Genomic DNA, 25,987 nt, shown 5'->3' with positions numbered 1-25,987 from the left:
TCAGGGGATGGTGAGGGGTGTAGGTGCACGGCATGCCGTGCACCTACACGCGTGCCTTGCGGTAGCGAGATCCGTTTTCAGGGGTATGTAGGGCAACTGCTTGCAGTTGCCCTACACTGCTTCCCGGAACGAGACCTACGGATGGGGGCGCGGCCTATCGTGCCGCGATGGGGATGCGGGCCTCCGGCCGGGGGCGGGCGGATTGGCCGGCCCCCGGTTTTTCTTCGTGGAATTCCACCCGGAGGCTTCGATGCCGTTCACGGTCTGAGGGAGGGATTCGCCGCCCACCTTTAGGAGTTCCCGGAATATCGGCGGGGTGAGCGGTGGTCCCGTGAAAGGCAAGCGGGGGATGGGATGCGTGCGGTCTCGATCTGCGGCGATCATGAGGTCCGTGGGATGCCCTTATCCATATTGCGGGATCACAGAAACCGCCAGAACACCTCATTCCCCAGCAACAATCCTCGCCCGGTCAGCCGCAGGCGGGCGCCATTCCACTGAACCAGCCCCAGTTCCTCCAGTCCCTCGATCACCGCTCCATAGACTTCCACGATCCCATGGCCGAAGCGGGCGCGGAAGCGGGCGTCCTCGACCCCTTCCTCCACCAGGCGGAGGCCCAGGATGATCATCTCAGCCATCTGGGTGCGGGGATCCAGCGGCTCTTCCTCCGCAATGAGGCTCTCCTCCGCCTCGATCCGGTGGATGTAGATCTTCGGATGGAGGACGTTCATCCATCGACGGCCGTCGATGAAACTGTGGGCGCCGGCGCCGAAGCCGATGTAGGGCTCATAGCGCCAGTAAACCAGGTTGTGGCGGCTCTCGTGGCCCGGCCGGGCCCAGTTGGAGATCTCGTAATGGCGATAGCCGGCCTCCGCCAGACGGTCCCGCGTCCATTCATACATCTCCGCCGCTCGATCCGGATCCGGCGCCGGGACCCGGCCTTCCCGGATCCAGCGATGGAGGGCCGTGCGCTCCTCCACGATCAGGGCGTATGCGGAGAGGTGCTCGGGGCGCAACGCGAGGACGGCCTCCAGGGTTTCCTGCCAGCGATGGAGGGGCTGGCCCGGGAGGCCGTAGATCAGATCCACGTTCAGGTTGGCGAACCCGGCGGCGCGGGCCATCGCGATGTGGGCGCAGGCTTCCTCAAACGTGTGATCGCGCCGCAGCAGGCGCAGCTCCCCGGGATGGGCGCTCTGCACCCCGAAACTGATCCGGTTCACCCCCAGCTGCCGCACGCCTTCCAGGTAAGCGACGGAGAGGCCGCGGGGGTTCGCCTCCATGGTGATCTCGATCCCCGGGGGGATGCGGAACGCTTCGTGAAGGGCTTCGAAGAGGCGCGCCAGCAACGGCAGGGGCAGCAACGAAGGGGTTCCCCCGCCGATGTAAATCGTGCGGGCGAGGGGTCGCCCGGCCCGCTCGCCGAAGCGGCGGATTTCCTTCCCCAAGGCTTCGATGTAAGGGGCAAACCAGCGCTGCATGCCGGCGTAGATGTTGAAATCGCAGTAGCTGCAGCGCCAGCGGCAGAAGGGGATATGAATGTAAACCGCCAGGGCTTCCGGGAATTCCATCACGCCTCTTATCCCAGCGCCGCTTTCAATCGCTCGGCGACGCCTCGCGGGAGCCCCGCCTCCATCAGGGCTTCCACGGAAGCCTCACGGATCGCCTCCAGGGAGCCGAAGCGCTCCAGCAGCGCCCGGCGGCGCTTCGGCCCGATGCCCGGGATCTCCTCCAGGAGGGAGGCCAGGGAGAGCCGCTCCCGGCGGCTCCGATGGTGGCTCAGGGCGAAGCGATGGGCCTCGTCCCGGATGCGCTGGATCAGGAAGAGGGCCGGCGCATGGCGTTGCAGGAGCAACCCCTCGGAGCGGCCGGGCAGGAACAGTTCCTCCCGCTCCTTGGCCAGGGCGGCCACCGGGACCCGTTCCCGGAGCCCGAAGTCCTCCAGGACCTCCAGGGCGACTCCCAGCTGGCCTTTCCCGCCGTCTACCAGCAGGAGATCCGGAAGCGCCGCGAAGCTTTCATCGGGTTTCTGGCCCGGGAGCCGCTGGGGGGAAGTCGCCTCCTGCCAGCGGCGGAAGCGGCGGGTGAGGACTTCCCGCATGCTGGCGTAATCATCAGGCCGTCCCTGCACGGTGCGCACCACGAAGCGGCGGTAATGGGTTTTGAGGGGGACCCCGTGGACGAAGACGACCATGCTGCCCACCACCGCGGTCCCCTGGGTGTTGGAGATGTCGAAGCCCTCGATGCGTGCCGGGGGGGCGGAGAGGCCCAGGGCCTCCGCCAGCTCCCGCAAGGCCGCCTCCTGGCGATGGCGGTCCGCCAGCCAGCGCGCCCGCAGGGCATTCAGGGTCTCCACGGCGTTCTCTGTGGCCAGCCGCACCAGCTCTGCGGCCTCTCCCTCCCGGGGCACCATCAGGGTCACCGCGTCGCCCCGCCGCTGGCGCAGCCACTGCTCGATAATGGCGGCCTCCTCGATGTGTTCCGGCAGCACGATCTCTGGAGGGACCTCCGCGGCGGCCTGGTAGAACTGTTTCAGGAACCCGGCCAGAGCTTCCTGTAAATCCGCTTCCTCCAGGCCCTCGAGGACGAAGTACTCCCGCCCGATGAGCCGCCCCTGGCGGATGAAAAAGACCTCCACACACGCCTCGCCATCGGCCCGGGCGATGGCGATCACATCCCGGTCGGCGGCCACCGTGGAGACCACCTTCTGGCGTTCCATAATCTGCTGGATCGCCCGCAGGCGGTCCCGCAGCTGGGCGGCCCGCTCAAACTGGAGGGCCTCCGCGGCTGCCCACATCCGGGATTCCAGATCGCGGACCACTTCCTCGGTATGGCCTTCCAGGAAGCGGATCAGTCCATCGATCATCGCCCGGTATTCCGCCTGGCTCACCGCCCCGATGCACGGACCCAGGCATCGCTTCAAGTCGTAATACAGGCAGGCCCGCCGGTCCTGCCCGGTGATGGTCCGATCGCAGGTCAGGTAGGGGAAAATCCGCCGCAGCTCATCCAGCATTTGGTAGACCGCGGTGGCCGAGGTGTATGGGCCGAAGTAGCGGGCGCCGTCGTTCTGGATCCGCCGGGTGATGGTGACCTTCGGGTATGGATCCTGAACGGAGATGCGGATATAGGGATAGCGCTTATCGTCTTTCAATCGGACGTTGTATTTCGGCCGGTGCTTCTTGATGAGGTTCGCTTCGAGGATCAGGGCCTCGAGCTCCGAGTCGGTCACGATGAAATCCAGATCAGCGATCTCCTGGACCATGCGCCGGGTCCGAGGCGAGAGGTCGGCGCTGTTCTGGAAATAGGAGCGGACCCGCTGGCGGAGGGAGATCGCCTTGCCCACGTAGAGGATCTCCCCGTGGGCGTTCTTGAAGAGATAAACGCCCGGCCGCGCCGGCAGCGCGCGGAGCTTTTCCTCCAGATTCATTTCCTGGATCCCAGCCTTCTGTCCCATCATCCAGCGTTCCGACGGTGGGATGGATGGAGCGAATCCTTCTTCAGAAATTTTGCGCTGCCTCTGACGGCTATGCCAGAATCCCCTGAGGGCGTTTTCCGCCGGGCCGTTATCCCGAACAAGCGCTCCTGGCGAACGGCAGGGCCTGGGCCATGGGCGCGGATCCCTATGGCCCCGTGCCGGTTCGCCGGGGAAGGGGAGGCCCTTCCCCGAGAAACGGAGCGGGCATGGCGAGGACCGGCGCACGGAGGGATGGGGGGATGATTGAGGTGGACCGGATCTGGTTCGGATATGGCGGGCTATGGCTTTTCCAGGACTTCTCATGGTCGGTGGCCCGCGGGGAGGCCTGGGCCGTCATCGGCCCTTCGGGTTGCGGCAAGACCACACTGCTGTATCTGCTGGCCGGCCTGCGCCTGCCTTCGCGTGGGGAGATCCGGATCGATGGGCAGCCGCTTCGACGGCCGCGCCCCCGCACCGGCCTGATCCTCCAGGACTATGGCCTGCTCCCCTGGGCGACGGTGTGGGAGAACGTGGCTCTGGGTTTGCGCATCCGTCGGTTCTACGGGCCCGATGGACGTCACGCCCCGGCGGATGCGCCGGTGACGGATATCGCCGGGCCGGTGAGCGCATGGCTGGAACGCCTGGGATTAACCGGGGTGCAGGATCGGTATCCCGGGCAGATCTCCGGCGGCCAGCGTCAGCGGACCGCCATCGCACGGGCGCTGGTGCTGAGGCCGGATCTGTTGTTAATGGATGAGCCGTTCGCCTCGCTGGACGCGCCAACCCGGGAGGATCTGCAGGAGTTGACCTGGAGGCTGAAGGAGGAAGAAGCCCTCACCCTCATCCTGGTGACCCATCACATTGAGGAGGCCGTCTTCATGGGGCAGCGGATCCTGATCCTGGGCGCCCCGCCCCACACGCGGCCGCAGGTGGTGGAGAACCCGGGGGCCGGGGATCCCGCCTTCCGCCAGACCCGCGCCTACTGGGAGCGGGTGGAACAGTTGCGCCGGGCCCTGCGCGTTCCGGACCGCAGGGATGAATCCGGATGTGCGGGATAGGCCGTTCCATGAGCGCCCTTCACGGATCATTTGCCCCCCATCGGGAGCTCCAGGACCGCCTCCGTGCCCCGGGGGGAGCGCGGACGCAGATACAGGCGCCCGCCGTGGGCCTCGGCCACCGCCCGGGCCACGGCCAGGCCGATCCCCATCCCCCCGAACCGCCGGGTCGTTCCCCCATCCACCTGATAGAAGGGCTCCCCGACCCGTTCCAGAGCTTCTGCGGGAATCCCCACGCCCTCGTCCCGGACGAGGATTCGGGCCGTTCCGCCCTCGATCTGGAGTTCCACCTCGATTCGCCCGCCATCTGGGGAGAATTTCACGGCGTTATCCAGAAGCTCCCCGATGGCGCGCGCCAGGCCTTCCTCCTCTCCCACGGCCCAGACGGCCCGGGAGGGTAAGCGGAGCTCCAGGCGATGCTTCCCCGGATCCAGCCGCGATTGCACGATCCGCGCCGCTGTCCGGATCAGCTGCCGCAGGTCCAGGGGTTGATGTAGGGGCTTCCCTTCCTGCGTGACCTGCAGCGTGAGCAGCAGCTCCACATAGCGATGGAGCTCCCCCAATCGGTTCCGGCTGGCCCGAAGCGCCTCCCGTTGATCTGGGGTCAGCGGGCCGAAGGCATCGTCCAGCAGGAGGTCGAGGTAGCCCATCGCCACGGCCAGGGGCGTGCGCAGTTCATGGGAGACGTTCTGGATCATCTGCTCGCGGGCGGTCAGCGCTTCCTCGAGGGCGCGGTTCAGGGCCTCCCGCTGCGCCACGGTCCGTCGCAGGGCCTCCACCAGCCGGGCGTTGGCGATCCCCGTCGCCAGCAGATCCGCCAGGCTTTCCAGAAGATCCCGCGTCTCCGGGTCGAACGTCCGCTGTTTCCGCCAGATCACGTGCAGCACCCCCAGCCGCTCATCGCCTCGCTGCAGAGGCAGGGCCGCGTGGCTTCGGATCCCTTCCCGTTCGATGATGTGGCGGCTGGCCGGCGGATAGGGATAGCGGGCGCAATCTTCCACCCAGAGGGGCTCCCCCTGGGCCGCCACCCGGGCGGTGATGGTCTCCTCCGTCTCCTGGGTGGAAACCCGGATGATCGGCGCGGCGGAAAACCCCTTCTCCACCATCAATCGAAGCTGCTCCGGATCGGTCTCGTCCACCACGTAAACGCTGGCTCCGTCGGCGGGAAGGTGGGCCAGGATCTCATTCAGGGCGTGGCTCAACAGGGTGGGGAGATCCTGAAGCTCGGCCAGCGCCTGGGCCGTCTGGTAAAGGACATGCAGGCGATCCGCCTGAGCATGGAGGATGCGCATCATCCGGAACCGCTTCAGGGCATCCGCTAACTGATGGGCCGCTGTCTCCACCAGACGGATCTCCTCCGGCGCGAAGACGTGGCATTTATGGACATAATCGATGCCCAGGGTGCCCACGACCCGGTCTCCCAGCCACAGAGGGGCGATAAGCAGCGAGCGGATCCCGATCCGCTCCAGCATGGGGCGCGCCGGGGCGATCCGTGGATCGGTGGCCACGTCGTCGATCGCCAGGGATCGCTGCTCCTGGAGGATCCAGGCCATCGAGGGGTTGCCCTCGATGGGGATGCGTTCGCCTAAGCCGGAGGGCGTGCCGAGCGGATTATATTCCGCCACCACCACCAGGTGATCGCCGGAGGCCGCGATCAGGGCGATGGCGCCGCGATCCGCCCGGAGGACGGTGACCAGCTCCCGGGTGGCGGTGGTGAGCATCTCATGCAGATCCGAGGCGCGGTTGGCCTGGAGCGCCAGGCGGTTGAGGAAGGCCAGCTCCTCGGCCTGGCGGGCCGCGGCGTCATGCAGGGCCGCTCGCTCCAGGGCCAGCCCCATCGCCTGGGCGGCCGTCTCCAGGAAGGAGCGCTCCTCCTCCGTCCATATCCGCGGCTCCTCGGCCCCGAGGAGAAGGCCGCCCGCCCATCGCCCTTCCCGCATCAGCGGGAAATAGGCGGCGGCCCGGAGGCCCGCGACCTCCAGGGCTCCCGTCATGGGACTGGGAACCTCCGCCCCCGCAGGGAACAGATAGGGGCGTTCCAGCGGCAGGCCGGAGGCCTTCAGCGCTTCCCGCAGGTCGAAGGACGGGGGGACCGGCCATCCCCGCTGAACCCGCAGGGGAGATCCTTCGGGGCGAGGATGGAACTCGACCCATCCATGCGAAACACCTGTGGTCTCCAGCAGGACGTCCAGCCCGGTCTGCAGCATCGGTTCCAGCTGGGGGTGGGCCCGGGTCATCCGCAGCAGCAGCGTCGTCAGCGCCCGCTGGCGGGATGCCTGGCGTTCGAGGGCGAGCGCCATCTTCCGGAATGCTTCCGCCAGGGCGCCGAACTCCCCTTCCTTGAATCCCGAAAGCCGGGAGAGGGCTTGCCGATCCCCCGCGGCGAGCTGGGCGGCGACGTTCATCAGCTGGCGGATCGGCCGTCGCACGGCCCACTCCGCTCCGGCATACGCGCCGATCAGCAGGAGGAGGAGCAATCCCCCCAGAACCCCCACATCCTCCCGGAGCATCCGATCGGCCTCGGCGAACAGCGTGCGGGTCGGGGCCTCCACCGTGAGGGCGAGCTCCCCCGGATGGATCCCAGCGATCAGCGTGACCCAGCGCTGTCCATCCGGGCCGGTTCGGATCCAGCGGTTGGGCTGCCCGGATGGGATCGCGGAAACCACCACGGGGTCCGGGAAAGGCGTTCCGGGGGAAGGTTCCCCCTCGGGCCATCGGGCCAGCACGATCCCCCGGGCATCCAGGAGAGCGCTCCAGGCGCCCGGGGGAAGCGGCCGCGAGGCAAGCAGCTCGCTGAACCCCTGGAGTTCGGTGCTGGCGAAGAGGACCTGATGGATCTCCCCTTGTGGATCTCGAAGAGGAACGGCGAAAACCAGAACCGGCTTCCCGGTGATGGGGCCGATTTGATACTCCCCGGCAGAGAGCGCCCCGGTTTCCAGTGCGCGCTGGAACCATCGGCGATCGGCGACGTTCACCGGGCCGGGGAGCGGGACGGCGCTGCAGCGGATGTTTCCCTCCCGATCCGCCACCCCGAGATTCGCATACCGGGGAAAGAACGCCCGCAATTCCGTCAGGCGCCGGGAGCAAGCCGCCGGATCCCGAAGGGCTTGCTGGACCTCCGGGAGCTGGGCGACTTGGGCCATGAAAGCGGAGACCTCCGCCTCCTGACGACGGAGGATCTCACGGCCATGGGTCGCTGTCTGTTCTAGGCTCTGGAGGGCGCGCTCGACCTCCCGGACCCGTCGGGCCTCTGCCCGGGCGATCGTCAGGCCGACGGCAGGCAGCCATAACAGCAGGATCACCACACCGAGGCGAGCACGAAGGCTCATCTCTCTATGCTCCTGGAGCTTTCCCCATCCGTAACCGGATTCGCCCCATCTCCTGATTTCCCCGATTGCGAGGTAGCGGAGAGAGGCCGGTGATCTCGAAGAGGAGCGCAAGCGCTTTCTAATAATCTAACGCTCAGGATCTCCCGAAGGATTCCCGACCCGGCTCTCCCCTTAGATTAGCTGGATTAGACGAATCTTGCCAACCAAATCTCGAGGGGCAGGTTGGGCCGTTCGTTTCCCGAGCGGGTCTGCCGGCCGGGAGGGGGCTCGAGGGGAGTTGAGGGTGAGGGGAAGGGATCGCGCTTCTACGATGCCGTGTCTGGAGCTCCGCATGAGGAGATCGATGGTCTTCCCCTCTCACCTGCAGAGGAAAAGGGGACCTGTCGGCTGCAGGCAACGCTCAAGGGGTTTCTCGTTCAGAGAAAGGCATAGAGGATCCCTGGGCTCGACGGAGATGACACCACGGATCGATCAGGTTGCGGCCTTTCCCCAGCCGTTCCCGCAGGGCCGCTCGCATCACCTCTCGCTCATCCCAGGGGTATTCCACGGTCCCATAGCACATGGAAGCCTCGTGGCCCTTGCCGCAGGCGATCACCAGATCGCCGGTCCGGGCCAGCTCCACGGCGAACCGGATCGCCTCCGCGCGGTCCGGGATGCGCCAGAAATCCACCCCTTCCACCCGTCCCTCCGCCCGCACCCCTTCCGCGATGGTCTCCAGAATCGTCTCCAGGTCCTCCGTCCGCGGATCCTCGGCGGTGATCACAATCCGGTCAGCCAGCCGTCCGGCCACGCGTCCCATCATCCCGCGCTTTTGCACATCCCGCAGCCCGGCGCTGCCGAAGACCACGATCACCCGCCCGGAGGTCATCCGCCGGGCGGTCTTCAGGGCCTGCTCCAGGGCGTTCGGCGTGTGGGCGAAATCCACGATGGCCAGGAAATCCTGCCCTTCATCGATCCGCTCCATCCGGCCGGGGATGCCGCGCAAGCGCTGCACGCCTTCTGCGATGGCCTCTAAGGGAAGCCCCAGGGCGATCCCCACCCCGGCGGCCGCCAGGATGTTGGCGACGTTGTAAGCGCCCACGAGGATCGTCTCCACGGAGATCGCACCGGCCGGTGTGCAAAGGCGGAAACGGGTGCGATCGGGCTCGAAACGCAGATCCTCCACCGTGAGGTCGGCCGGTTGCTCCAGGGCGTAGCTGAAATAGCGGTCGGCCGGGATCCGCCGGAAGTAATCATACGAGGGGTCCTCGGCGTTGAGAACGGCTGTCTTGGGGAGGCCCTTGTCCAGAGAGGTTTTGAGCATTTCAAAGAGACGGGCCTTGGCGGCCCGGTAGTTCTCCCACGTGCCATGGAAGTAGAGATGCTCGTGGGTGAGGTTGGTCAGGACCGCGATATCGAAATCGCATGCGGTGACCCGATGCTGAGCCAGGCCCTCCGAAGTGGTCTCCAGCACCGCATGCGTCAAGCCAGCCTCGACCATCTCCGCCAGGTAACGCTGGACGTCCGGGGCCTCTGGGGTGGTGGTGTGGAGGCCGGTGTCGTAGACCCGATCCCCGATGACGGCGTTCACCGTGCTGATCATCCCGGCCCGTCGCCCCGCGGCCGTCAGGATCGAATGGATGAGATTCACCGTTGTGGTCTTGCCATCCGTCCCGGTCACGCCGATCAGAAGCAACCGGCGGGAGGGGAAGCCCCAGAAGGCGGCGCATAGCCAGGCCAGGGCCTCCCGGCCGCTGGGCACTTCCACATACGGGATGGGTTCGGGGATCGGGACTTCCTCCCGGGGTCGCTCCCCCACCACGGCGGAAGCCCCGCGGGCCAGGGCATCGGGGATGAAGGCGTGTTTGTCATGCTGCAACCCCCGATAGGCCACGAAGAGGGCGCCGGGACGAACCTGGCGCGAGTCGGTCACCACCTCCAGGATCTCCGGGTCGCCTCCGGTGCGTCGATAAGGCAATGGCAACGCGTTCAGCAACTCCGAGAGCTTGTGGGAAGGCATAGCTGTCTCCTCGCTCGCGTTCTCTCTATTGTCTCCTCTCTCGCCTGCTGGCCGAACCGGGGCCGGGTCGGATGCCGAAAGCATCCCGCTCGACCCCGGAGGCCCTCTATGGAAACCCGATGTTCCGGCTCTTCGAAATTGAGTTTAACATGGGCCTGGCGATGGTCTTCATGCCAGGCGATTCGTTGGCTTTTCGCGATCGGCTTAGGCCTGATCTCACAGGGCGCTGCCTGGGCCTGGCCTTCGCGCTCGTTCTCCATGGCCTGGGGAGGATCGAACGGGAGGTTGAAGGATGAGCGGTGTTCCAGCTCGACGTTTCGGACGCCTCTGGACAGGGATAGTGATGGCCTTGCTCTCCTTCGGGATGATTGGGGGGATGGCCTTCGCGGGCTGGCGGGTCGGTTGGGAACACGGGACGGCCGAGCGGGAGCGACGGGCTCAGGCCACGGTGGACAGCGCGGTCCGTCAGGCGATGGCCATGCTGGAAGCCGGCCAGGATGAGCGGGCGCTGGCCTTCCTGGAGGGCGCGCGCCGCCTTCGGCCGGCTGACCCCACGGTGGAGGCGGCCCTTGCGGAGGCTCGTCGGCGCATCGCAGCCCGTCTAACCCCCACGGCGATTCCCTCCTCGGTCCTGCTGGAAGAGGTTTTTCAGGCCGCTCAGGAAGCTTATGCCCGGGATGATCTCCCTCGTGCCGTCGAGTTACTGATGCAGATCCGAAACCGTGATCCGGATTTCCGGTCCCGCGAGGTCGTCTCCATGCTGCGGGATGCGGCTCTTCGTTATGGGATGCGTTTGCTGGAAGGTCAAGAAGAGCGTCTGGCGGAAGGGTTGTTCTATCTCGATCAGGCGGCGCGCCTGGGCCCGTTGCCGCCGGAGGCGTCTGCCGCTTACCGGATGGCGACCCTCTATGTAGCGGCCCGGGATTACTGGGGGGTGAACTGGCCGGAGGCGATCCGGCGTTTCCAGGAAATTTATGCGCTGAACCCGGGATACCGGGATACCGCGCGCCGCCTCTTCCAAGCCCATGTCGCCTATGGAGATCTTCTGAGGACAAAGGGGGAAGGTTGTCCGGCGGAAATCGAGTATCAGGCTGCCCTCCGACTTTTTGCGGATCCCGAGGTTCAGAAGAAAGCCCAGGAGATGGGAACCCTCTGCCTTCAGGCGACCCCCACGCCGATCCCCGGCGCTCTTGCGGGGGCCGGCACGCCTCTCCCGCCGTTGATCCCCGTCGGGCGGCTGGCCTACGCCGTATATGAGGCGGAGGCCGGGACCTATGCCCTTTATGTCGTGGATGCGGGCGGGCGTGGGATGCGAGTCGCCCTGGGGGCTGATCAGCCAGCCTGGCAGCCGGGCGGGCGACGGCTGGCTTATCGGATCGCCGGGGCAGGGATCTGGGTGAAGGATCTGGAGAGCGGAGAGACCATACAGGTGGCCGGGCCAGGGGCCGCCTGGCCTACGTGGTCGCCGGATGGACAACGGCTGGCTTTCATGGACGGCGCCGGGGGGATTCGAGTGATCGACCTTCGGGATCCGCAGGCCTCCCAGCGCGTGGCCTCCGGGCGGTTCCCCGCGTGGGGGCCCCATGGGACGCTGGCCTGGACCGGCTGTGCGGGAAGTGGGTGCGGGTTACTGGTGCTGCCTCCAAATGCCTCTGCGCCCATCCGTCTGAGCCAGCATCCCAACGATGTTCAGGCCGCCTGGGCCCCGGATGGATCGACCCTGGTTTACGCAACCGATATCCAGGGGAGCTGGGATCTGATTGTGGCTACGACCGGAGGGTTCTTCCGGGCCCTCACGACCGGCGGGGGCTGGGAGATGGGCCCTGCATGGTCTCCCGATGGGGCGTGGATCGCTTATCTCTCCAATGCGGATGGGCGCTGGGGGGTGTATCTGATCCCAGCCGGCGGGGGAACGCCCCGGAAGATCCTGGACCTGGGCGAACAGCTTCCAGATCCCCTGAGCCAGCGGGTCGCCTGGGGACCTTAGCGCTGGTGCGGGTGGGCGTCTTCAGCGCGCCCACCCGCCCTCCGCATGAGGGGAGAGGTTCTCTTCCTGAGGAACCTGGAGGCCCGTCTACGGGGGATCCGGCCTGCGCGATCCAGGCCCCGAGGGGATTGGGGATTTACGGCGCGCGCTCCCGCACCCGATCCGGCCAGGGCCCGCCCGGTGTGAGCTCCTGATAGCGTTGATAGAAGCGACGAGCTTCCTCCGGCTTCCCCTGATCCCAGAGGACGTCGCCCAGATAGAGATACGCCGGCGCATGGTTCGGGGCGAGGATGGTCAGAGCCCGCAGGATCGGCTCGGCCTCCTGGGGGCGATGGTCCTGAACCAGCAGGGCGGCGTATTCCGTCAGGGCATCCCGATAGATCCGGGCATAGCTCGGGGCCTGGGGATCCGCGCCGAACGCCTCCTGGGCCCATTTCTCCAGCGATCGGGGGCGTTGCTCCCAGTCTACAGGCAGGAAGGTCCCACTATCCAGCCGGTAACGGAAGGCGGCGATCGAGAAGGCCGCGTGAAGCGCGCGCCGCGCCCTGGCGACATCTCCGGCCTCCGCCCGCTGGCGGGCCACGGTCATCCCCTGCCGGAGGGCCAGCGCGGCCAGTTCCGGATCCGCGTCGACCTCATTCGTGAACCCTTTATCATAATAGGCCTCGAAGGCCTCCTCCAGCCGTCCCGCCTCGATCTGCTTCCGGACCTCTTCATAGGTCTGGGCGGCCAGGTTGATGCGAGCCGTCTCCACCCAGCGGAACCCCTCTCCATCCCACTTCGCCTCCAGCGAAACCCCCCGTCCGCCTCCCGACACGTTGACCCACTGGATTTTCTGTTCCTTCTCATCGCAGAAGACATAATACAGGCGGGGAAGCCGCTCCCCTTCGCTCAGCGAATCCAGGCCGGGAGCTTCCTGTTGAAGGGATCCCTCCAGATCGAAAATCCAGAAGCCCGCAACCACGAAGATTCGATCCCCGAACCGACACACCCCCACGGGATTCGTCTTCGTGCCGCTCCGATCGAAGATCTCCTCCCTGTTCAGGCGGTGGCGCTGCGCCACCTGCTCGGTGGCCCAGTCATACAAAGGATCATAGGAGGTGGCGCCCCGCATGTGATAAAGCGTGAGATAGAGCTCCCCCCGGAAGCCTTTCGGTGGCATCCCGGGGATCAGGCGGCCTCGATCGTCCAGGCACCGGCAGGCCTTGCGGACCAGCGCGAGGGCGCCCTCGATATGTCGCCGGGCCTCCGCGCCCTCCGCGCTCATGGCCAGGCGGAGGCCCTCGATCATGATCCGGTTCAGAACGGATGCGGGAAACGAAGGTTCGCCCTCGGATTCCAGGATCGCCTGGGCCGCGGCCCAATCGCCGCTCTGGATCGCTTCTTCAAAGGTGAGGACGGTTGTTCCAGAAGAAGCCGCTGGCCTCGCCGGCGCGACATCCACCGGGGCCTCGGTGGCCGGCCGGGAATCCTTCCCCGAAGTCGCCCGGGCGCAAGCAGCGCTCAGGATCACCATGCCCATGAGAAGCCATCGCAATGTTTTCATGGGTTCTGACCTCCCTGTGGCGACCATAAACGGACCAGGAAGTCACGGGTGGGGGTGAACTCCGGATCCTCTGCGAGACGGTTGAGGATCCTTTCCTGGAAGGCACGCTGGAATTCCGGGCTCACGGCATGGCCGCTCAGATCCTGAAGGCGGTTGAGCCATCCGGCCAGGAACTGGCGCTGGGAGGGATCCCGGGCCAGCTCCAGATAGCGGTTCAGGCGCAGCTCCAGATACGCCTCCGCCGCCGCCTCAGGGGTTCCCGGGTTCCGTTGCTGAACTTCCTGCAAGAACCCCCGGGCCCACACCGGCCCCATGTTGACGGCCGTGTCCATATGCACCAGCCCCAGCGGCCGGGGGAGCCTTTCGGCCCCGGATTGCTCCCAGAACTCCCGGTAGATCGCCTCGACTTCCGCCGGCGTGATCCGGGCCACCTCCTGCGGGGGCAGCCCGTGGCGACGACGGTACTCGTCATAGGTGGCCTGGATGATGCCCATATTCGTCGGTCCGCCCCGATCATGGGGATCGTGCACATATCCGCCCTCCCACTTGCGGATGAAGGCATAGGCTTCCTCAAATGAGGCGGCCACCGCCGCCGTCGGGAGGGCGCCCATCGCGGCGGAGGAGATCGGCTCCTGGAGAAGCCGGGCGGCCTCCTGGAAGGCGTTTTCGAGACGGGCCAGGGCCTGCTCCAGCGTCCGTGCCAGGAGCTCCGCCCGGTCCTCGACCCGGCCCAGGTATCTTGCCTGGGCCGTGTGCTCCGCCTGAAATCCCCGCCCGGGAACCGCGCGGATCGTCTCGATCAGGGCGATGCCCAACCGCTGGGCGGTCCTCAATTGCTCGGCCCATTCCGCTCGCCATCCCCGCAGGCGCTGGATCTGCTGGCGGACTTCTTCTGGATGGATACGCAGACCGGAGCTCATCCCTTGCCTCCTGATGTATGAGTGATTCCCTCCATAAAGATGATAGCCATTTGAAGGGAAGCCCTGTCGCCCGCTCCGCTGAACTTGGCGATGGAGGCTCCGGATGGCATACTTTGGGGTTAGGAGCGCCTCGGTGGGCATGCGATGGGAACGGTGGGAGGCGGACGGGCTGACCACCCCGCTTCTCCGAGCCTCCTTACGGCGGGAAAGGCCAGATGGGGTCCCGAAGGGAACGACCCGAACGGGGAGGTTGTGGGATGTCGATGGCGATCGACGAACAGGTCGCTCTCCTGATGCAGGGCACCGAATACGGCGATGAGACGCTGCGCCGGACGATGGAGGCCGAGTTGCGGGAGCGGCTCCAGGAGGGACGCCCGCTGCGGGTCTATCTGGGGGTGGACCCGCGGACTAGCGATCTGCACCTGGGGCATACGGTCCCTCTGCGGAAGCTGCGTCAGTTCCAGGACCTGGGGCACGAGACCATCCTGGTGATCGGCACGTTCACCGCGCTGGTCGGGGATCCCTCCGATCAGTTGCGGGGACGGGCGCTGATGTCCCCGGAGGAGGTAGAGGCCAACGCGCGCACCTATGCGGAGCAGGCTTTCCGGGTGCTGGATCCCCACAGGACCATCATCCGCTATAACGCCGAGTGGCTTTCCAAACTCACGTTTGCCGATCTGATCCGTCTGGCCTCCCATTTCACGGTGCAGCAATTCCTGGCCCGGGAGTCCTTCGCGGAACGCCTGAAGAGCGGCGATCCCATTTTCCTGCACGAGACCTTTTACCCGCTGATGCAGGGCTACGATGCTGTGGCCCTGCAGGCGGACGTGCAGATCGGGGGGACGGATCAGCTGTTCAACATCGTGGTCGCTGGCCGGAAGCTGCAGGAAGCCTTCGGTCAGCGGCCCCAGGTGGCGATCCTGCTCCCGTTGCTGCCGGGCACGGACGGCGTCCGCAAGATGTCCAAGTCCCTGGGCAATCACATCCCGCTCAACACAACGCCGGAAGACATGTTCGGGAAGGTCATGAGCATCCCCGATGAGGCGATGCCGATTTACTTCAAGCTCGTCACCCGCTACCCGCCCCCGCGGATCGCGGCCATTGAGGAGGGTTTGCGATCGGGGAGCCTGCACCCACGGGATGTGAAGATGGAGCTGGCCCGCGAGATCGTTTCGATCTTCTTCGGGGAAGAGGCGGCGGAGCGGGCGGAGTCCCATTTCCGCACGGTGTTCCAGGAGCGGGCTTTCCCCGAGGAGATGCCCGCGTTCTCTCTGTCCGGCCCGCAGGCGCTCGTGGATGTGCTGGTGGCCGCCGGGCTGGCCGCCAGCCGCAGCGAAGCTCGCCGGCTGATCCGCCAGGGTGGGGTCCGGCTGGATGGGGAGACAGTCTCCGATGTGGAGGCCGTGGTGGCCATCGACCGGCCGAAGGTGCTGCAGGTGGGCCGCCGCCGCTTCGTCCGCCTGGTGCCCGGAGGCCCCTCGTAAACCCCTGGTTGCCGACAGCCCTCTCCGCGAGGATGATGGGGGTCGCATGCGGAAGATGGGCTCTTCATCCTTAAATCCTTTCCTACGAAGAGGTCCTGCGCCATGGAAGGGAAGCGGGTTCGGGACAGCGAGGTGGTGCTGACGCAGATCATGCAGCCGGAGCATGCCAACATCCTGGGCAATGTCCACGGCGGATGGATCATGAAGCTAATGGATGAGGCAGGGGCGATTGTATCGTCTCGCCACGCCCGCCGGCCCACGGTGACCGTGGTGGTGGATTCCATCCAGTTCTGCGCCCCGGTCCACGTGGGGGATCTGCTGCACGTGCGGGCGCGCATGACCCGAGCATGGCGCACCTCCATGGAGGTGGAGATCCAGGCCGAGGCGGAGGATCTGCTGACCGGGGAGCGACGGGTGACGGCGACGGCTTATTTCGTTTACGTGGCGCTGGATCGGGATGGCCGACCCGCGCCGGTGCCCCCGCTGATCCTGGAGACGGAGGAAGAGCGCCGCAAGGCGGAGGAGGCCGACCAGCGCCGGGCGGAGCGGCTGGCCCGCCGGGAGAGCCTGGCGACCCGGCCTGCCCCGTCAACGTGAACGCCCTTCGCCCGTGGGGGGGCTCTCTCCCGGTTCCATCAGGAATGAAACGTTAGGAGTCCGATCGAGCCATCGCATCCAGAGCAACAGGAGGAACGCCTCCAGGCCGATGGCTATGCTGTTGGCCAGGGCCGGGCCGGAGGCACCCAGAGCAGGAACCAGCGCCGGGGCCATGGCCAGATACGCCGCGGTGCCTGCGACGGCCGCCGCCAGCGGCCGGAGGAAATCGTGGCGGGCGTAGAAGGCGCGCGCGGTGAGCTCCGCAAGGGTGTAGGTCACCAGTCCGGGCGCGAACATCCGGAGGGCCGCCCCTACGGCCTCCACGGACGCCTCCCCAAAGGCCCCTCGGGCCAGCAACCCTCGCACCAGCGTCTCTCCTCCGAACCATAACGCGCCGCCGGCCAGCGCGGAGAGCGCCCCCGCGATCCCCAGGGTCCAGCCCAGATCCCGTCGCAGGGCCTCCCGGTCCCCTCGGGCGGCATGGGCCGAGAGGGTGGGAAGGAGCACAACGGCCAGGCTGGTGCTGATCAGGGTCTGGGGGACCTGCATCAGGCGCCAGCTATAGGCGAGGGCCGCGACCCCTCCGGGCTCCAGGCCGCCGATCAGGCGATAGCCCCAGGCGATCTGGAAATAGGCCAGCGCCACGATCAGAGCCCGCGGGATCAGCAACACGCCCACGGTTCGCAACCCCGCATGCCGGAGATCCATCGCCCAGGTCCACGGCCAGCCCCGCAACCCGGGGAGCAGCGTCATGGTGTGGAAGAAGGCGCCCAGGACCACCCCCCATGCGAGCCCCGTGATGCCCAGGGGACGGGCCAGGAAAAGCGCTCCAAGGATCGGGCCGCCATCTGCCAGCACCGAGCCCAAGGCTGGCCAGACAAAGCGCCGGGCCGAGTGCAGCACCGCCGTGAGCACCCCGCTGAGCCCGAACAGAACCGTCCCTGCCCAGAGCACTCGAAGCAAGCAGATCGCCCGATCCTGCACGGATGGAGGAAGCCCCGGCCCAAAGACCACCCGCACCCAGAAAGGAGCGCTCCAGGCGATCAGCAGCCCGGCCAGGGTCAGCGCGCCCACCGTCAGAAGCGCCACTGTGGTGGCGAGGCGGGCACCCTCCTGCGGGTTGCGCGCCGACCACACGGTCAGCACCGGCACGAGGACCACGGCCAGGGTCCCGCCGGTGAACAGGAACAGGAAGTCCGGCATGACCATCGCCACATCGAAGGCGCTTTTATCCGGCCCGGTGCCGAAGCGGGCGGCGATCACCGCCTGCGCCAGGAAGCCGGTGAGCTTCCCCAGCAGGCTCAGGCCCGCCACCACGGCCGCTGGCTGCATGATCCGGCGGAGAAATCCGTGGAGCTCTTCCGACACCGCGCGCATCTCCAGGGGATTCCGCAACAGGTTTTCCCGTAGCGCTATCGGGCCAGTCTATCGCCCCAACCCTCGCCAGGGCTCCGTATAGAAATCCAGATAGGCTTCCAATGCCTGAGCCCACGCGGTATCCTCATGCCCTCCGGGGTGGATCTCCAGGCGTATCGGGATCCCCCGGGCTTTGAGGATCTCCGCCAGCTGCTGGGTTCCTGCCAGCGCCCAGTCAGTATCGCCGGCGTCCAGATAAATCCGCAGCCCCTGCAGATCTGCTTCCTGAGTCAGCTGAAAGGGATCATAAGCGGGCGGAGCCTGATTCACGCTCAGCGCCGGGCTATGACCCCCGACGCTGGCGAAAGCCTCTGGATGGCGCAGGGCGATCTCCAAGGCCCATACACCGCCCCGCGAGATCCCGCCGATTGCCCGGGCCCAGCGGGCCGTCTCCACGGGATAGCGGGCTTCGATATGGGGGATCAGGACCTCCATCATCGCGGCCTCCACCGATCCTGGCCCGCCGCTGGTGTAGAGATACAGATCATCGGGGAAGCCCGGCAGCACGATCAGGAAAGGCGGCCAGCGCCCGGCGCGGATCCCGGCTTCCATGGCCTTATGGATTCCCAGCTGATCCCAGTGGGTCTGATCATATGGATAACCGTGGAGCAGATAGAGCGCCGGATAGCGCCGGGCCGGATCCCCACATGGAGGAAGATACACCTGATAGAGGATCTCCACGCCGGTGGCAGGCATCTGGACCGAACCGGCCTCCCAGCGCCCCGGCGCGCACGTGGGGGTGGGCGAGGGCACCGGCGTGGCCGTGGGCGTCGGGGTCCCCGGGGGCGTCCGGGTGGGGGGGATGGGGGTCACGGTCGATGTGGGCATGGGCGGTGGGGAGAGATCGACCATGGCCTGCGGCGTCAAGAGCAAGGCCAGGTTCAGCGTCAGCAGCATCCCGATGAGGATAGGCCAGTTGAGCCTTCGCGCCTTGTCAGGCATGCCCATCATAGGTGGCGCGGGCCTCCGTCGTAGGCTTTGGGTTCAGAAGCTGGCACTGGCTTCTACCGGACCACCGCATGCGGATAATGGGCCATCGCGTCCTCGATCCGAATCCGCCAGCGGACATCCAGCGGCTCGGGGAGCCGGCTTGGCAGGAAGAACCCCACCTCCAGGGATTCGACGCCGTCCGCCTGGAGACGGCCGCCCGTGATGCGCGCTTCGAAGCAGGCGACCACCGGCTGGGAGCGATCGCCGTTCGGATATGTGAAGGTCCACGCCGGATCCGTATACAGGCCCACCAGGCGGGTCGGCTCGACCTGCAGCCCCGTCTCTTCCGCCACCTCGCGGATGAGCGTCTGATCGATGCGCTCGCCGATCTCCATGATCCCGCCGGGCAATCCCCACTCCCCGTTATCCTCGCGGCGCTGCAGGAGGATCTCCCCGCGCTCGTTGAAGATCACGGCGCTGGTAGCCGGGACCACCAGGGTGGCCGGGCCGATCCGTTCCCGCAAATGCCGGATGGTGGCTCCGGGGCTCCGGGCTGGCTGCCCGGGCGCGCCGGTCCGGAAGGCCGCTGCGGGATCGCCCCGCCGGTAATCCGCGATCATCGCCGCATACCACGGTGGCAGCGGCGGGAGCGCTTTCAGGGGGAACCACCGCAACGCCATGGACTCCTGGCCATCGGGGCGCAGGGTGCCCCCGATCGGGCGCGTCAGGAAACAGGCGGTCACCGAGTGAACGAGATCCCCGTTGGGATAACGGACCATAAACTCGGGGGATGTATACAGGCCGATCAGTTTCCCGGCCTGGATGATCAGGCCGGTTTCCTCCGCGACCTCGCGGTGGAGGGCCTGGAGGAGGGATTCGCCGGGCTCCATCACCCCGCCGGGCAGGCCCCATGCCTGGAGGTCCGCGCGTTGCTGCAGGAGGACGCGCCCGGCCTCGTCCACGATCAGAGCGGTCGCGTAGACCAGCCAGATCGGTTCCGATCCGATGTGCTGTCGCAGCCAGCGAATGTAGTCCATGCGCGGGAATCGATTTCCGAGGGTGTCGATCGATCGGAGAAACCCCATGCGCCCCCGCTCAGGCGCAGGTCCGGCTGGAGGCCGGTCGGGCGAAAAAGAAATCGGGCGCGGCCTGTGCCGCGCCCGGATAGAGGTGGCCCCGGCGGGATTTGAACCCGCGATCTCTGCCTTGAGAGGGCAGCGTCCTAGACCGGGCTAGACGACGGGGCCACGGTCTTTCGATTTTAATCTTACCGTATGCAGTTCTCGCCGTCAAGGTGGAACGCGCATGTCCCGCCGGGCCTCGCATGCGGGATGCCGGCGGGTGACCGTGTCGATCCAGCGGCCGTCGATCGCGATGAACCGGAACACGATGCGACAGGCGTCCGCCTCCACTCGCATCGCCCCGTAGTTCTCTCGATAGCGGACCCGGCTGCCGGGGATGGGAGCCCGGAAGGGGTAGCGGGCTGGATGGCCCCCCAGGCCGTTGACGAAGTAAAGGATCCCATCCCGCTCGATGCGCTCGTAGACGTGATCGTGCCCGGCGAGGATGGCCGTGGCCCCCCAGGCGGCGAAGGGCCATTGCAGCGCAGGGGTGGAGCCGTGGAGGCCGGAGGAGTAGGGGGGATGGTGGAGGATCACCAGCCGCCATGGGGCATCCGAGGCCTGGAGCCGCGCCCGCAGCCACTGCGCCTGGCGGGAGTCCGCGGTGATCCCATCGGGCTCATGGGGATCGCTGTCCAGGAAGAACAGATGGACGGGGCCCCAGCGGACCTCATAGTAGCGCTCGTTGCCGGGCAGGGCGAAGTAATCGAAATACGCCTGCGCGCCGGCGGTCGCCCAGTCGTGGTTCCCCAGGGTTGGGAAGAAACGGTTGCGGTCGGCGCCGGGGCCGTAGCGGCCCCGATAGGGCGCGATGAACCCGTGATAATAGCGTCCGATGTTCCCATCGATGGTCCGGGCCTCGCCGCGCGGGTAGTTGTTATCCCCCGTGGTGACGACGAAATCGGGGTTCCAGCTCTGAACCAGCCGGGCGACGGCCTCAGCGGGCGGCCCGGCCTGCCCGTAGTCGCCGATCACCGCGAAGCGCACCCGCGCCGGCGAAGGGGTGGGCGGGGCGGTCCCGGGCCCTGTGGCCCGTTCCGTATCCGGCGCCGGCGCCCCGAAGGCCAGCGCCCCGAGCAGGAGAAGACCGAAGGGAATAGATCCCCATCCGCGCATCGTTCCGGTTTGTTCCTGGCGCATCCGCCGCGATCTCCCGTTCGTCCCGGGGGTTTCTCCATTTTGAGGGGCTGGGCCTTATGGCTCCTTAGCGAGGCGAAGCAACGCCTCCCGTTCCGCGATGTAAAGATACTCGGCCGGCCGATCCTTTGGCAACGGCGGCGGCGTGGGAAGCCACTCCAGGGCCTCTGAGCTCCAGGCCAGCCACTGCCCATCGGCGGAGAGAGCCGGGTGGTAGCTGGGCCCCATGAGCGGCCCGGCCTCGCCCCGGCTCAGGACCACGAGGCGGTGGCTTTCCCGATCCCCCACGGCCAGCCACAGGTCACAGGGTCGTCCCCAAACCGGCCGGGCCGGGCACTCCGTCCGTCCCACCGGCCCCAGGTTGCGGGCCCGGGTGGCGAAGGCGATCCAGCGGCCATCGCCGGAGAGCGTTGGCCCCTCGGCGGCCCCATCCCCTGGCTCGCCGGCTGCGTTCTGGTCCACCAGGATAATGGTCCCGGCTTCCCGGTCATACAGGTAGATGTGGCGGCAGAAGGGCAGAGGCGCGGCTCCAGGCCAGGGCGCACAGGGCGTCAGGGGGCGATCCACCAGCCGGGCGGCGGAAGCGAAGGCCAGGAAGCGGCCGTCAGCGGAGAGGGCGATGCCACCTTCCCAGGTGCCATCGGTGCCCGGGACGAGCTGCGCGCCGCTGGGCTGGGGGGGATCCTCCGGGCGGCCCGGCCGGCTGACCCAGAGCGTCCGGCCGGTTTCCCGATCATACAGGAAGACATCGAACTGTCCATTACGATCCTCTCCGACCACGCCGTCATCATCGGTGACGAAGGCCAGGAAGCGGCCGTCGGCGGAGAGGGCCACCAGAGCGCTGCCATGGAGGGTGGAAGGGGGCTCGCTATGGGGATGGACTCGATAGAGACGCTGGGCGAGGCGGTCGTAGAGGTAGACCCCCGGGCCGGGAGGGCAGAGGCTGTCGTTGGCCCAGGCGATCCAGCGTCCATCGGCGGAGAGGGCGGGGCCGGCATGGCCGGCGATGCCCATCCGGGAAACGCCAGCGGGGAGCCATTCCAGCTGCCCTGTGGGGAGATCGTAGAGGGCCAGAGGGTAGCCATCGGGGTTCCCAGGAGGGGTGGGGCGGGGCTGGCGGGCGAAGAAGGCGATGAAGCGGCCGTCGGCGGAGAGGGCCGGTCCGATGCCGGCGGCCGGCTGCCCCTCCGAGCCCACGCGCAGGGGCTCGAAGACCTCGCGCCCGGCGTCCCAGAGGAAAAGGGACTCTCCCCGGCCCGTCCCCACTCCCCGGCGGCCATCGGCGGACAGGCGGATCCCATAGCCGGGCCCGAGCCATCGGACGACCTGAGCGGCTGGAGTCGACCGGGCCGGCGTGGGAGCGGAGATGGGCGAAGCTCCGGATGAGGAGCGCTCAAAGAGCGGAGAAGTGAATCCGCTCCATCCTCGCCGGACGATCCATCCACCGGGCGCTCCGCTCATCTGCCGCAACAGCCGCCGCCTTCCCCAATCCACCCCCAGCACCGGCCCGCCGTGCCGGGCGACGGCCTGGGCCACCCGCAACGCCCGCACCGGGCCCAGCACCCGAAGCAGCCGCGCCCCATGATCGCCTCTTCCGCAAGGAGAAATCCTTCAGGCGTGAAGATGATGGCATTCCGCACCTCCCGAAAGGATCCAGCCTGGCCTCGCGACCTTCCCCCGTGGAGACCAGAGGGTCTTATGGCGAGCGCAGCGCCCGGATCTGGGCCTCCAGCTCCTCCCAGCGTCGCGACTGTCGCTCCTCCGGTGGCCCATCGAAGATCTCCTCCTTATTCCAGCATCCGAATTCTTCCATTGATCCTCCGGGAGTGCTCATGCGGCATCCGCAGGTCTTTCTCGTCGAACGAGATCGATTGTCACGGGATTTATGGGGCTGGGATCTCCACTAGCCCGAAGCGGCATGAGCCATCGGATTCCCGGCGGATGGCAGTGGCGAACACAACCGTTCCGTCTGACCACAGCCCAATGACCGCCGCATATTCCGGCTTCAGATCCAGGAGCTCCTGGATTCGCCCTTCAGCGTCCCAGCGCACGATCTGGGCTGGGTCGGCTTGATTGACGGCCACTCCCCCACCGGGCACTTCCGCCACTGGTGGAACCACTCCCGTCAAAGGGATGCGCTCCAGCGAAGAGAGCCGCAACAAATAGAGCGTTCCAGTGGCGTTCTCCCAGAGCCAGGCAGCGGAGATGGTCGGCAACCAGCCCCCCAGGGTGAACCCCTGCAGACGCACTCCCCGGCCCAAATCCGTTACCGCCACCAGTGCTCCCCACCGTCCCGGATCCTGGATGCTTTCCATCAAGGGGATGGGATCCTGAGCCACCCACAGCCATGATCCGTCCGGGGAGGGTATGATTCGCAGCACCCATGGCGGGTTCCCTTCCGGGATCCCCAGATCCCATGGCCCCAGAATCCGACCCCCTGCTGCGTCCAGCAGCACGGCATCGCTCTGGAAAGGTTGCTCCATCGGCCAACCCAGAATCCATAGATCGGTTTCATCCAGTCGCTGGGTGGGAACTCGAGATCCTGTCCCTCGCGCCGCTACTTCGAACGAAGTGAGCAGCGCGGCGGGTTCTCCCTGCCTGGCCGATACCCGCCACACCCGATAAGTGGCGAAATCCACGGTCTCCAGCACCAGGGCATAAGCTCCTGCTCGCACTCCGATCACCTGTCGCATTGCCTCTGGCGTCTCCTGGGAAAGTTCCACTGTCTCCCAGCGCGCAAAGCGCAGATCCCCCCGCCACAGTTTCCCGCGAGTATCCAGGGCCAGAGCCAGGGATCCTCCAAGCGGGTAGATCCCCTGTAAGGGCACCGGCGGTGTGAGCACGGATGGCATCCGGATGACTGGATCTATCCAGATGATCCGTCCCTCTACCAGTGTGAGTGGTCCGGGTGGTGTAGGAGAGGGCTCTGGGCCTTCGGCTATGGGGGGACGGGCCCGTTCCGGGGGAGCAATCGTGTTGATCAGATCCAGGAAGCGCAACGCCTGCAGGCGACGATCCCCGGGCTGAGGGAAAGCGAAAGTCGCTGGGCTAAGCATCCAGGATTCCTCCGGCTTTTCGATCCACCGATGGTTCGACCCTTCCATGTCCACCCATATCCCCATGGCAGGGTGGGAGCGGAACAGCTCCGATGGACTGGAGATCGAAGCGAAAACGGCCACGGTCTGCAGCCATCGGCCCTCCGGCGAGCGGGCCTGAGGGAAAAGGGGTAAGGGGAGATCCGGGAGATGGCGCCACATCCTACCGGCTTTCCAAAGCGGAGCCCAGCGCCAAGCGGCGAGATTTAGCATAGGGGCATGCTCGTCAGGAATCCACGTCAGCCAGCGGCAGTAGGGGGAGGGCCAGGTAGGAGAAGGCGTGAACCTCCATAAGGCGGTAGGCTCTGTAGGAGAGGCCATCCGCATGGGCGAGCTGGCCCCGGGAGATATCCTTGAACAGGCTAGCTCCCACAACCAGAAGCCGCACAACATCCAGAATAACCATACAGAGCGTTTCATTTCAACCCCCTCATCCCTCTGCAAAATTAATAAAATTCGAACCGATATATTGCCGTTGATCCACCAGTAACCCATTGTCCACAGTATAATGACATCCGAACTCCTCCATAACAACCCATGTGAGTATGTGGTCCTGTATAGCAACAGAGGCTACAACCGCAAGGTGGGCAGCATGATCCTCCTGGCACCTTTCCTAAAGGACCAAATGAGGAGCCTGAAATAGAATGCCAGCCATCCCTTACCCCATTCCCGGTATCAATGTGACCAAACAAGATCGATCCCAAATAGCGATTATTGGTAGCATATAAATCTACAATTCGGGTCAATCCATACCCACCTGGCGCTTTACAGCAACAAAGAGTTCGTGTATAAATGTAAACTTTTACAACAGCTGGATAGCTGACATAAAGATACAAATCAGTCAACGATCCACATGTGCCTATATCTACCAACCCGGATTCTCCTGAACAAGCGAAATGAGGAGCACAAACTCCATTGTCCAAGTTAGTAATTCGTCCAGAAAATGGAGCATAAATAAACGCGAGTGCCATGATTTCCTCCTTTGAAATTTATTTTTCTGACAGTCAAATTTGCCAGATCTTCTATCAGGGATCGCAGTGGCCTTTGAGTATGGGCTCCCGATGGCTTAAATTCCTCAGCTTTCACGGGTGGATGGGTTGCAGCGATGCGATGAGGGCGATGGTGGCTTCCCGGCGGGGATCGTGCTCAGCGATCAGGGTGTAAAGCACGCCTGCCTCCTGCCAGAGCGCCAGATGCCCCCGCGCGCTGGGGAGCAGCAGCCCCGGCCGGGGCGTGAAGAACACCTTCTCAGGCCAGATGGGCTCCTCCGGCCGCTCCGACGCATACACCGGCCACACCGGATACGGGGACGGATACACTGGCTGGGCGATCAGCCGGATCCGCGGCACCCCCTCCCCGTCCCCAAAGTTCAACGATACCGAAAACACCTCCCCCGAACGCGCAAAGCGGGTGACGGCCGCGCCCCGCCACACGATCCCCGGCGGCAGCCGGGAGGGCCCATACAAGGGGAACCGGATGAGGGAACGCAACGGCGCCAGTTCCGTAAACGTGAGGGTCTCCCCCCGCAAGGCCTCGACCTCCGGGCGGCCATCGGTCTGGCACAGGATGGGGGCGGGGGCACAGGTCCCGAAGGGGGGAATCGGGGCGCCTTCCGGAAGGAGCACGAACCCCTCCCAGAGCTCCCCCTCCCCTGGACCGAGACGAGGAGGGGCCGAACCGGCGGTTCGAGGGGCATGGGTCCCTCCGGGGATCCGCCGCAGCAGCGCCAGCCCGGCCAGGGCCAGGCTCTGGCGCAACAGCCGTCGCCTCCCCCAATCCACGCCCAGCACCGGCCCGCCGTGCCGAGCCACGGCCTGGGCCACCCGCAACGCCCGCACCGGGCCCAGGACCTGCACGAGACGCGCCCGCATCCCAAGGCCCGCCAAGACCCGCACCTGCTCCCCTTCGACCTCCAGGAGCATC

The 25,987-nt window shown here is 66.4% G+C and carries 17 protein-coding genes, 1 tRNA gene and 1 pseudogene; 4 read left to right on the top strand and 15 right to left on the bottom strand.

Features of this window, described 5'->3' with window-relative positions; translation table 11 throughout:
- Positions 1-419: 419 nt before the first annotated feature.
- Together hemW and uvrC are read right to left on the bottom strand one after the other, a co-directional pair.
- The gene (hemW, locus tag VAE54_RS01860) at positions 420-1,565 is read right to left on the bottom strand and encodes a radical SAM family heme chaperone HemW (protein WP_322800229.1); all 1,146 of its coding nucleotides are present in this window, start codon (positions 1,563-1,565) and stop codon (positions 420-422) included.
- A gap of 8 nt (positions 1,566-1,573) precedes the next feature.
- On the bottom strand, positions 1,574-3,421 hold the full coding sequence (gene uvrC / locus VAE54_RS01855) for an excinuclease ABC subunit UvrC (RefSeq protein WP_322800228.1): 1,848 nt from the start codon (positions 3,419-3,421) through the stop codon (positions 1,574-1,576).
- 287 nt (positions 3,422-3,708) lie between these two features.
- Here uvrC and VAE54_RS01850 point away from each other — a divergent pair, with 287 nt between their 5' ends.
- Entirely contained in the window at positions 3,709-4,506 is a 798-nt protein-coding gene (locus VAE54_RS01850; RefSeq protein ID WP_322800227.1) for an ATP-binding cassette domain-containing protein, read from the top strand.
- Positions 4,507-4,532: 26 nt separating this feature from the next.
- Here VAE54_RS01850 and VAE54_RS01845 read toward each other — a convergent pair whose 3' ends face one another.
- Both VAE54_RS01845 and VAE54_RS01840 read right to left on the bottom strand, forming a co-directional pair.
- A complete protein-coding gene (locus tag VAE54_RS01845) occupies positions 4,533-7,832 on the bottom strand; it encodes a GAF domain-containing protein (protein WP_322800226.1) in 3,300 nt (1,099 codons plus the stop codon).
- A gap of 400 nt (positions 7,833-8,232) precedes the next feature.
- Entirely contained in the window at positions 8,233-9,831 is a 1,599-nt protein-coding gene (locus tag VAE54_RS01840) for a UDP-N-acetylmuramoyl-L-alanyl-D-glutamate--2,6-diaminopimelate ligase (protein ID WP_322800225.1), read from the bottom strand.
- Between the two features lie 292 nt (positions 9,832-10,123).
- Here VAE54_RS01840 and VAE54_RS01835 point away from each other — a divergent pair, with 292 nt between their 5' ends.
- Positions 10,124-11,818 carry a hypothetical protein gene (locus VAE54_RS01835; protein ID WP_322800224.1) on the top strand — a complete coding sequence of 565 codons (1,695 nt, stop codon included), beginning with the start codon at positions 10,124-10,126 and terminating at the stop codon, positions 11,816-11,818.
- Between the two features lie 136 nt (positions 11,819-11,954).
- Here the strand turns inward: VAE54_RS01835 and VAE54_RS01830 are convergent, their stop codons facing one another.
- Complete coding sequence (locus VAE54_RS01830) at positions 11,955-13,364, bottom strand: tetratricopeptide repeat protein (protein ID WP_322800223.1); 1,410 nt, start codon at positions 13,362-13,364, stop codon at positions 11,955-11,957.
- Positions 13,361-14,284, bottom strand: coding sequence for a glycoside hydrolase family 108 protein (locus VAE54_RS01825; RefSeq protein WP_322800222.1), 924 nt, complete (start codon positions 14,282-14,284; stop codon positions 13,361-13,363). The genes VAE54_RS01830 and VAE54_RS01825 overlap by 4 nt, the downstream gene beginning before the upstream one ends.
- Positions 14,285-14,547: 263 nt before the next feature.
- Between VAE54_RS01825 and tyrS the strand changes: the two genes are divergently transcribed.
- Positions 14,548-15,768 (top strand): tyrosine--tRNA ligase, encoded by a 1,221-nt coding sequence (gene tyrS / locus VAE54_RS01820; protein WP_416223757.1) that lies wholly within the window; start codon positions 14,548-14,550, stop codon positions 15,766-15,768.
- 102 nt (positions 15,769-15,870) lie between these two features.
- On the top strand, positions 15,871-16,365 hold the full coding sequence (locus VAE54_RS01815; RefSeq protein ID WP_322800220.1) for an acyl-CoA thioesterase: 495 nt from the start codon (positions 15,871-15,873) through the stop codon (positions 16,363-16,365).
- Here VAE54_RS01815 and murJ read toward each other — a convergent pair.
- The 9 genes and pseudogenes from murJ to VAE54_RS01770 form a co-directional block, all read right to left on the bottom strand.
- Positions 16,357-17,733: a murein biosynthesis integral membrane protein MurJ gene (gene murJ, locus VAE54_RS01810; RefSeq protein WP_322800219.1), complete on the bottom strand. Its 1,377-nt coding sequence runs from the start codon at positions 17,731-17,733 to the stop codon at positions 16,357-16,359. The genes VAE54_RS01815 and murJ overlap by 9 nt on opposite strands.
- 57 nt (positions 17,734-17,790) lie before the next feature.
- Positions 17,791-18,732, bottom strand: coding sequence for an alpha/beta hydrolase (locus tag VAE54_RS01805; RefSeq protein WP_322800218.1), 942 nt, complete (start codon positions 18,730-18,732; stop codon positions 17,791-17,793).
- A gap of 53 nt (positions 18,733-18,785) precedes the next feature.
- Positions 18,786-19,796: an NUDIX hydrolase gene (locus VAE54_RS01800; protein WP_322800217.1), complete on the bottom strand. Its 1,011-nt coding sequence runs from the start codon at positions 19,794-19,796 to the stop codon at positions 18,786-18,788.
- Between the two features lie 86 nt (positions 19,797-19,882).
- A tRNA-Glu gene (locus VAE54_RS01795) sits at positions 19,883-19,958 on the bottom strand.
- Positions 19,959-20,000: 42 nt separating this feature from the next.
- Positions 20,001-20,972 (bottom strand): metallophosphoesterase family protein, encoded by a 972-nt coding sequence (locus VAE54_RS01790; RefSeq protein ID WP_322800216.1) that lies wholly within the window; start codon positions 20,970-20,972, stop codon positions 20,001-20,003.
- A 54-nt stretch (positions 20,973-21,026) separates the two neighbouring features.
- Positions 21,027-22,532 (bottom strand): hypothetical protein, encoded by a 1,506-nt coding sequence (locus tag VAE54_RS01785; RefSeq protein ID WP_322800215.1) that lies wholly within the window; start codon positions 22,530-22,532, stop codon positions 21,027-21,029.
- Between the two features lie 320 nt (positions 22,533-22,852).
- Positions 22,853-24,226: a hypothetical protein gene (locus VAE54_RS01780; RefSeq protein WP_322800214.1), complete on the bottom strand. Its 1,374-nt coding sequence runs from the start codon at positions 24,224-24,226 to the stop codon at positions 22,853-22,855.
- A 64-nt stretch (positions 24,227-24,290) separates the two neighbouring features.
- On the bottom strand, positions 24,291-24,470 hold the full coding sequence (locus tag VAE54_RS01775) for a hypothetical protein (protein ID WP_322800213.1): 180 nt from the start codon (positions 24,468-24,470) through the stop codon (positions 24,291-24,293).
- Positions 24,471-25,146: 676 nt separating this feature from the next.
- Positions 25,147-25,987: pseudogene (locus VAE54_RS01770) on the bottom strand (hypothetical protein); the annotation flags it as partial.

This window comes from Thermoflexus sp., from assembly GCF_034432235.1.
Taxonomy (GTDB): Bacteria; Chloroflexota; Anaerolineae; order Thermoflexales; family Thermoflexaceae; genus Thermoflexus.
Note: the sequence above shows the minus strand (reverse complement) of the source record. Positions and strands in the feature narration are given on the sequence as shown.

Excerpts from the sequence above, each read along its gene's own strand:
- tyrS (WP_416223757.1), top strand. The coding sequence starts at position 14,548 with ATGGCGATCGACGAACAGGTCGCTCTCCTGATGCAGGGCACCGAATAC.
- VAE54_RS01835 (WP_322800224.1), top strand. The coding sequence starts at position 10,124 with ATGAGCGGTGTTCCAGCTCGACGTTTCGGACGCCTCTGGACAGGGATA.
- VAE54_RS01840 (WP_322800225.1), bottom strand. The coding sequence starts at position 9,831 with ATGCCTTCCCACAAGCTCTCGGAGTTGCTGAACGCGTTGCCATTGCCT.
- VAE54_RS01830 (WP_322800223.1), bottom strand. The coding sequence starts at position 13,364 with ATGAAAACATTGCGATGGCTTCTCATGGGCATGGTGATCCTGAGCGCT.
- hemW (WP_322800229.1), bottom strand. The coding sequence starts at position 1,565 with ATGGAATTCCCGGAAGCCCTGGCGGTTTACATTCATATCCCCTTCTGC.
- VAE54_RS01800 (WP_322800217.1), bottom strand. The coding sequence starts at position 19,796 with ATGGGGTTTCTCCGATCGATCGACACCCTCGGAAATCGATTCCCGCGC.
- VAE54_RS01805 (WP_322800218.1), bottom strand. The coding sequence starts at position 18,732 with ATGATGGGCATGCCTGACAAGGCGCGAAGGCTCAACTGGCCTATCCTC.
- VAE54_RS01780 (WP_322800214.1), bottom strand. The coding sequence starts at position 24,226 with ATGTGGCGCCATCTCCCGGATCTCCCCTTACCCCTTTTCCCTCAGGCC.
- VAE54_RS01825 (WP_322800222.1), bottom strand. The coding sequence starts at position 14,284 with ATGAGCTCCGGTCTGCGTATCCATCCAGAAGAAGTCCGCCAGCAGATC.
- VAE54_RS01790 (WP_322800216.1), bottom strand. The coding sequence starts at position 20,972 with ATGCGCCAGGAACAAACCGGAACGATGCGCGGATGGGGATCTATTCCC.
- uvrC (WP_322800228.1), bottom strand. The coding sequence starts at position 3,421 with ATGAATCTGGAGGAAAAGCTCCGCGCGCTGCCGGCGCGGCCGGGCGTT.
- VAE54_RS01775 (WP_322800213.1), bottom strand. The coding sequence starts at position 24,470 with ATGGTTATTCTGGATGTTGTGCGGCTTCTGGTTGTGGGAGCTAGCCTG.
- VAE54_RS01850 (WP_322800227.1), top strand. The coding sequence starts at position 3,709 with ATGATTGAGGTGGACCGGATCTGGTTCGGATATGGCGGGCTATGGCTT.
- VAE54_RS01845 (WP_322800226.1), bottom strand. The coding sequence starts at position 7,832 with ATGAGCCTTCGTGCTCGCCTCGGTGTGGTGATCCTGCTGTTATGGCTG.
- VAE54_RS01815 (WP_322800220.1), top strand. The coding sequence starts at position 15,871 with ATGGAAGGGAAGCGGGTTCGGGACAGCGAGGTGGTGCTGACGCAGATC.